This is a genomic window from Sandarakinorhabdus sp. (assembly GCF_031422795.1).
Classification (GTDB): Bacteria; Pseudomonadota; Alphaproteobacteria; order Sphingomonadales; family Sphingomonadaceae; genus Sandarakinorhabdus.
On record NZ_JANPML010000025.1, the window covers coordinates 1 to 7,049 of the forward strand.

A 7,049-nucleotide genomic window follows, 5' to 3' on the forward strand; every position below is an offset into this window, starting at 1 on the left:
CTTCGGCAGAAGCGGTAAACGGAGCGGGCAGCTGGGTCATGGCTTGCTTGCCTGTTGCGGGTTGCTGTTGAGCGGGGCGAGGGCGGCGCCAATGCGTTTGGCATTGGCCTGCATGGCGGCGTCGATCCTGGCGCCGATCAACTGGCCATTGGCGTTGGCGATGGCGGCAGCAACCGCCGGTTCCTTGCTCAGCAAGGCCTGGCCCAGCGCGCTGCGGTAGAAGATCAGCATCGCATCAAGTTCAGCCTTGGTGAACTGGCGGGCATAGGCCTGGGCGGCGGCATTGACGACATTGTTGAGGTTCTTGTTGACGACGCCTTGGGCGATTTCGGCCTGGATCGTGCCGGCCTTGGCCAGCACCGGATCAAATTTGGCCTTGTTGGCCTGATAGGCCGGGATGAAGCCGGGCTGCTGGGCCAGCATGGCGCGCATCACGGCGCCGGTTTTCATCTGCGCGATGCTCTGGGCCATCTGCTGCTGCAACTTGGTTTTCAACCCCAATTGCGCCACCACGGCGGCAGCCGATTGCAGCGTTGCCGGATCGATGGCGGCTGCAGGCGCACGCGCGGGAGCTTTGGCTTGGGCAAACGCCGTGCCGGCAAGGCTGATGACAGCAATCGTGGCGAGCAGGGTCTTCATCATTGATTGTCCTTGAGAAAGCGCGGGTATGATCAGGCGGCCTGCGCCGCCGCAGCGGCCAGGGCGCGCAGATATTGGTGCATCTGTGTCGCCACGTCACGCCCGTCGCGCACCGCCCACACCACCAGGCTGGCGCCGCGCACGATGTCGCCAGCGGCGAACACCCCGTCCATGCCGGTCATCATCGTCTTGTGATCGATGCGCACCGTGCCCCAGCGCGTCACCGGCAGTTGCGGCGCGCCAAACAGGCCCGGCAGATCTTCGGCATCAAAGCCCAGCGCCTTGATGACGATGTCGGCCTTGCACGTGAAGCGGCTATCCGCATCGGGCTCAGGCGAACGCCGGCCATCCGGGCCGGGCTGGCCCAGCCGCATGCCCTGCGCCACCACGCCCGTCGCCGTGATTTCAGCCGGGGCGGCGAGCCAGACGAACTCCACGCCCTCTTCCTCGGCATTGGCGACTTCGCGCGCCGAACCCGGCATATTCTCGCGGTCGCGGCGATACAGGCACTTCACGCTGGCCGCGCCCTGCCGGATGGCGGTGCGCACGCAGTCCATGGCGGTATCGCCGCCGCCGATGACCACGACATGCTTGCCTGCCGCATCAAAACTGGCGGCATCGGGCAGCACATCGCCAAAGCCGGCCTTGTTGGCGGCAATCAGATAGTCCAGCGCTGCCAGCGTCGTCGGGCCATCGGCGCCCGGCACTTCGACCTGCCGCGCCTTGTAAACACCCGTCGCAATCAGCACGGCATCGTGCCGTTCGCGCAGTTCGGCCAGGCTGGCATCACGGCCCACAGCGAAATCCTGGTGGAAATGCACGCCGCCATCACGCAGCCGATCAACACGCCGCATCACCACCGGCTTTTCCAGCTTGAAACCGGGGATGCCATAGGTGAGCAGGCCGCCAGCACGATCGTACCGATCATAAACATGCACGTCATAGCCCTTCACCCGCAGCGCCTCGGCAGTGGTCAGCCCAGCCGGGCCGGCACCAATGATGGCAACGCTCTGCCCGGAACGATCGGCCACGGGCTTCAACGGCTTCACCCAGCCCTGTTCCCAGGCATTGTCGGTCAGGAATTTCTCCACCGAACCGATGGTGACGCTGCCGAATCCCGGCTCGATGACGCAATTGCCTTCGCACAGCCGGTCCTGCGGGCAGATGCGGCCGCAGATTTCCGGCATGGCGTTGGTGGCGGCCGAGACTTCATAAGCCTCCTCCAACCGGCCTTCCGCCGTCAGCTTCAGCCAATCGGGGATGTTGTTCTGCAGCGGGCAATGCACCTGGCAGAACGGCACGCCGCACTGGCTGCAGCGCCCGGCCTGCTCCTCGGCCTTGGCAAGGATGTAGGGGCGGCTGATCTCGAGGAAATCCTGCGCGCGCATGTCGGCGGCGCGCTTGTCCGGGTAGGACTGGGTCCGCTCGATGAACTTCAGCAATTTTGTTGCGCCCATGGCCGCTCATCCTCTCACTCAGAGGCGCGAAACCATATTGAGCCGGACTTGTCACGTGGAAATCGGCATATATGACAGTAATTCTGTCCTATTCTGGGGCAAGAAGGACGATTCCGGCGTTTTGTTGGGCGATTTACGACCGTTTCGGCCCTATCGCATCGCCAACCACACCAAAGCGGCACTGCCGGCGACGATTCGGTACCAGGCGAACGGCGCAAAGCCAAAGCGGCTGACCAGCGCGACAAAACCCTTCACCACCGCCAGCGCCACCACAAAGCTGACGGCAAAGCCGATGCCGATGGCGCCCAGGTTGGAAGCATCCAGCGTGTCGCGGTTCTTCCACAGCATCAGCACGGTGGCGCCGGAAATGGTTGGCACGGCGAGGAAGAAACTGAATTCGGCCGCCGTCTTGCGGTCCACCCCCAGCATCAGAGCGGCCATGATGGTGGCACCCGATCGCGACACGCCGGGGATCATGGCGACACACTGGCCCAGCCCGATCAGCACCGAATTGCGCGTGGTCAGCGCCTCGACGCCAAACACCTTGGCCTCGCCCATGCGCTTTTCGATGAACAGGATCACGATGCCGCCGACGATCAGCGACACGGCCACCGTGGTCGGGCTTTCCAGCAACGCCTCCACCGCCTTGATGAACAGCACGCCCATGATCGCGGCCGGCAGGAAGCCCAGAAACACGTTGCGGATGAAGGCAAAGGCCGATGGCTCGCGGATCAACAGGCCGCGCGCCACGCCCATGAACCGCCCCCAATAGGCCACGATCACCGCCAGAATCGCGCCGGACTGGATGGCGATATCGAACGTCGCGCTGGATTTCCCCGAAAAGCCGAGCAGTTCGCCGGCCAGAATAAGGTGCCCGGTGGAAGACACCGGCAGATATTCGGTCAACCCTTCGACAATGCCGAGCAGGATGACGGTGAGCAGGTCAGGCTGGTTCACGCAGCCGACTTCGCAAAGCGGCCACCGCGGCGAAAACGCAGCATCATCTCGGGCAGATAGGCCGCCAGCGGGGTCGGCGTGACGCCCAGTTCCTTGAGTCCCGGCATGCCGGCCGCGCAGATATTGCCCTTCTTCAGCATGGCCAGCTGATCGCTGTTCATCGGCATCATCGGCAGGATGTCACCCATCTTGGCCAGCAGGCCGGAGGTGAAGTCCGACAGCGGCACCACCGGGCGATCGAGGCCGGACAAATCGGAAATCAGCTGCAAGATGGCGGTGAAGCTCAGCACATCGGGGCCGCCCAGTTCATAAAGACGGCCGCGCGCCGCCGGTGATTGCAACGCCGCCAGCACCGCATCGGCAACATCGCGCACATATACCGGCTGAAACAGGCTGTTGCCGCAAATGGCCGGCAGAAACGGCGAAACCCGCGCCATGCCGGCAAAGCGGTTGAAGAATTCATCTTCCGGCCCGCCCACCAGGCTGGGGCGCAGGATGCAGGCAAACGGCAGCGCGCTGAGCACCTGCTGTTCGCCTTCGCCCTTGGAACGGGCATAAGGGATCGGGCTGGCGGCATCGGCGCCAATCGCAGAAACCTGCACATAGGCCTGCACACCGACAGCCGCAGCGGCCCGCGCCGCCCGGCCTGCGCCTTCGGCCTGCAGTGCCGAAAAACCCTGCTTGCCGCTTTCGGCGAGGATGCCGACCAGATTGACGCCGGCCACCGCGCCGGCAAAGGCCGCGGCCATATCGACGTCGGACCGGATATTGCCGGTCACCACCTGGATCTGGCCCAGATCGCCCAGCGGTTTCAACAGCAGCGCGCTATCTGCATGACGCGATACGGCGCGGACGCGATAGCCGGCCCTGGCCAGCACCTCCACCACATAACGGCCAATGAACCCGGCCCCGCCAATAACGGTGACCAGCCCGCCGGCAGGAAGCGGCGAAATCGGGTGTGCGCGGTCTTGCTCAGTCATGCCGGCGATTTAGCCGTTGGCAGCGGGCTTGTCTTGGCCCTTCTTGCCCCGCGACGCTGCAGCGGCTGAAATTTCGCTCCAAGCAGGCCGCAGTGATTGACAAGCCCCGATTCCCCTCATATCTGCCGCCCCCTACCCCCAAGAAATTGGGACGGGGCCCAGATGGCGGAATTGGTAGACGCACCAGCTTCAGGTGCTGGCGCTCGTAAGGGCGTGGAGGTTCGAGTCCTCTTCTGGGCACCATCACCCCGGCCGCCAGCGGCCGCCGGGGATTGAAAAAAACCTTAAAATCAGATAGGTAGCCCTCGCAGTGACCGCCTGTGTTCGCCGATATCCGTCGGCAAGCGCAGTTTTCTGGGGGCCTTTCTGGGGGCCTTTTCCCAAGCAGTCTTGCAGCATGGCTGCGAGGGTGAACCGATGGCGCTGACAGATACCACGATCAAGCTAGCCAAGGCCGGCGACGCAGATCGCAAGCTGGCTGATGAGAAGGGGCTCTATCTGCTGATAACGACCAGCGGTTCAAAGCTGTAGCGAATCAAGTATCGGATCGACGGCAAGGAAAAGAAGCTGGCGCTCGGCAGCTATCCTGACGTTGGCTTGAAAGAGGCCCGCGCCCGTCGCGACGCTGCCCGCAAGGCGGTAGAAGCCGGCAATGATCCGGCAGCGGCCAAGCGTGAAGCCCGGATCGCCCGGCAATTTTCGGCCGCCAATACCTTTGGCGCGATCGCCGACGAATTCATTGCCAAGCTGGAGGCTGAAAACAAGGGCCACCGCGAAACGGCGCGTCGCCTGCGTTCGTTTGCCAGCCGGGTGTTTCATTATGCTGTTGTTACGGCACGGGCCACCATTGATCCGGCGCAGCCGCTCCTGGGTGCGCTGGTCGCCCCCACCGTAACCCGCCGGCTGGGAAAGGACACGGTCAATGCAACAACTTGCCTATTCTATCAACGACACCGCCAAGACGCTCAGCCTTGGCTGCACGTCGATTTATGCCCTGATCAACGAAGGGCGTTTGGAGGCCTTCAAGCTGGGGAGGCGCACACTGGTGAAGGCGGATTCCATCCGTCGGCTGATCGAAGCCCAAGGTTGAGCCGCCCCATTGGCCGCGCGGCGCGTCAATCCCAACATCGTCAAGCTACACCGCGCCTACAGCATCGGTGAGCTGGCGGCGCGGGCGAAGGACTTCAAGCGCTTTCACCGTGAACAGGCTGTCGCCTTCAAGGCCAGGCTTGGCCAGGCGCGCAACACCCGCACCGGGGAGCGGATCAGCAAGGCGACAATGCTCTCGACCCTGCGCGATCTGCGCAGCTTCTTCTTCTGGCTGGCGCATCAGCCGGGCTTCAAATCGCACATAGCCTACGACGATTCCGCCTATTTCAACCTGAGCGACAAGGATGTGGCGGTGGCCCGCGCGCGGCGTGAAAAGCAGGTGCCGAGCGTTGACCAGATTAACCATGTCCTCGCTGCCATGCCGGGCGATTCAGTGCTGGCGCGGCGCGATCAGGCGCTGGTGGCCTTTGCGGCGTTGACCGGTGCCCGTGTCGGCGCGCTGGCGTCGTTCCGGTTGGGGCATGTCGATCTGTCTGGCGGCTCTGTCGAACAGGATGCCCGCACGGTGCAGACCAAATTCAGCAAGACATTCCGCACCTATTTCATGCCCGTATGCCAGCCGGCGCTTGCCATCGTCTCGCAGTGGGCTGGCGAATTGCAGCGGGATCATCTGTGGGGGCCGAATGATCCGCTGTTTCCTGCAACCGCCATGGGGCTGGGGAACGATCATGGCTTTGTCGCCATTGGCCTTGCCCGGCACGGCTGGGCGACACCGATTTTGCCAGGCGTTTGCGGCGGCGGGCCTGCCCTATTTCAACCCGCACAGTTTCCGCGACATGCTGGTGCATCACGCCATGAGCCTGAATCTTTCGCCCGAAGAGATGAAAGCCTGGAGCCAAAACCTGGGCCATGCCGATGTGCTGACTACGTTCACCTCTTATGGGCATGTGCCGACCCATCGCCAGGGCCGGCTGATCAGCATGTCAGCCAAGCGAAAGGGCAGCGACAGCTTTAGTGATCCTGATGTGGTAGCGCTGATCGAGAAGATCCGCGCCAAGCGGTGAAGGCTTCGCCACTTGCCCTTCGTCGAGCATCCAAAAACGCTACGTTCGTTCAGCGTTGGCCTCGATTTCGCCACGCACATGGGCTGCGGCGGCCGCGTTGCCAATTGCTTCAAACATGGTCACCGCTCGATCCAAGGTCTCCAGGCCAGATCTGCTCCCCGTGCCAGCAGCACAAGCCCTGAGATGCGGGCTTCGAGGGCCGTCCCGCTGCCGGCGGCTGGCGGCGGTGATCCGGCGGCTGGCGCCATCGCGGCAACCGTGGCCGTCACCGTTTCGCTCGACGATTTCTACCTGACACGCGCCCGCCGGCAGGCCCTGGCCGCCCACGTCCACCCGCTGTTCACCACCCGCGGCGTGCCCGGCACGCATGATCTGCCGCTGCTGCGCGTCCACTCAGACCGGCCGGTGAGCCTGCCAGTGTTCGACAAACTCGCCGACGATCGCCTGCCTCCGCAGCACTGGCGCCAGTTCGACCGGATCGACCTGCTCATCCCGGAAGGCTGGTGCATCGGCGCACGCCTGCAACTTGCCGCCCGGCTCACCGAACCGATCGACACCCTGGAAGCTGGCGAAGACCCAACCCGCACGGCCTCTGGCGCACCCACGTCAACCAGGCGCTGGCCGGAACCTACCAACGCGTTTGGGCGATGCTTGATGCACTAGCCTTCCTTGCCGCGCCAGACTGGGACACCATCCACCATTGGCGCGCCGAACAGGAAGCCACCCTCCTGCTCGCTTACCGCATGGCTTCAGTACTCCGAGCTTGCTTGACCGTAAATTTTCTGCAAATCTGCGTGCCAAAGTATCATTGCATATTTTTGCTTGTGATTACTTTCTGGAGCAATTTCGGGTCCGGCTGATCTCTGGAGTTTCTGCGGTGACAGTAAGAGCGATCATTCGAC

At 63.5% G+C, this 7,049-nt stretch carries 7 protein-coding genes, 1 tRNA gene and 1 pseudogene; 5 read left to right on the forward strand and 4 right to left on the reverse strand.

What is annotated here, in order from left to right:
* Positions 1 to 36 precede the first annotated feature (36 nt).
* The 4 genes from RMO81_RS01245 to RMO81_RS01260 form a co-directional block, all read right to left on the reverse strand.
* On the reverse strand, positions 37 to 642 hold the full coding sequence (locus RMO81_RS01245) for a DUF2059 domain-containing protein (protein WP_310473908.1): 606 nt from the start codon (positions 640 to 642) through the stop codon (positions 37 to 39).
* Between the two features lie 29 nt (positions 643 to 671).
* Complete coding sequence (locus RMO81_RS01250; protein WP_310473909.1) at positions 672 to 2,096, reverse strand: NAD(P)-dependent oxidoreductase; 1,425 nt, start codon at positions 2,094 to 2,096, stop codon at positions 672 to 674.
* 150 nt (positions 2,097 to 2,246) lie between these two features.
* A complete protein-coding gene (locus tag RMO81_RS01255) occupies positions 2,247 to 3,053 on the reverse strand; it encodes an undecaprenyl-diphosphate phosphatase (RefSeq protein WP_310473910.1) in 807 nt (268 codons plus the stop codon).
* Positions 3,050 to 4,033, reverse strand: coding sequence for a complex I NDUFA9 subunit family protein (locus RMO81_RS01260; RefSeq protein WP_310473911.1), 984 nt, complete (start codon positions 4,031 to 4,033; stop codon positions 3,050 to 3,052). The genes RMO81_RS01255 and RMO81_RS01260 overlap by 4 nt, the downstream gene beginning before the upstream one ends.
* Positions 4,034 to 4,189: 156 nt before the next feature.
* Here RMO81_RS01260 and RMO81_RS01265 point away from each other — a divergent pair.
* From RMO81_RS01265 to RMO81_RS01285, 5 genes and pseudogenes are all read left to right on the forward strand, one after another.
* Positions 4,190 to 4,276 (forward strand) — tRNA-Leu (locus RMO81_RS01265).
* Positions 4,277 to 4,600: 324 nt separating this feature from the next.
* Positions 4,601 to 4,849 (forward strand): annotated as a pseudogene (locus RMO81_RS16185) (integrase arm-type DNA-binding domain-containing protein); the annotation flags it as partial.
* Positions 4,850 to 4,955: 106 nt separating this feature from the next.
* Positions 4,956 to 5,123 carry a helix-turn-helix domain-containing protein gene (locus RMO81_RS01275; protein ID WP_310473913.1) on the forward strand — a complete coding sequence of 56 codons (168 nt, stop codon included), beginning with the start codon at positions 4,956 to 4,958 and terminating at the stop codon, positions 5,121 to 5,123.
* 9 nt (positions 5,124 to 5,132) lie between these two features.
* Complete coding sequence (gene xerC, locus RMO81_RS01280; protein WP_310473914.1) at positions 5,133 to 6,098, forward strand: hypothetical protein; 966 nt, start codon at positions 5,133 to 5,135, stop codon at positions 6,096 to 6,098.
* Positions 6,099 to 6,330: 232 nt separating this feature from the next.
* A complete protein-coding gene (locus RMO81_RS01285; protein ID WP_310473915.1) occupies positions 6,331 to 6,810 on the forward strand; it encodes a hypothetical protein in 480 nt (159 codons plus the stop codon).
* Positions 6,811 to 7,049 lie beyond the last annotated feature (239 nt).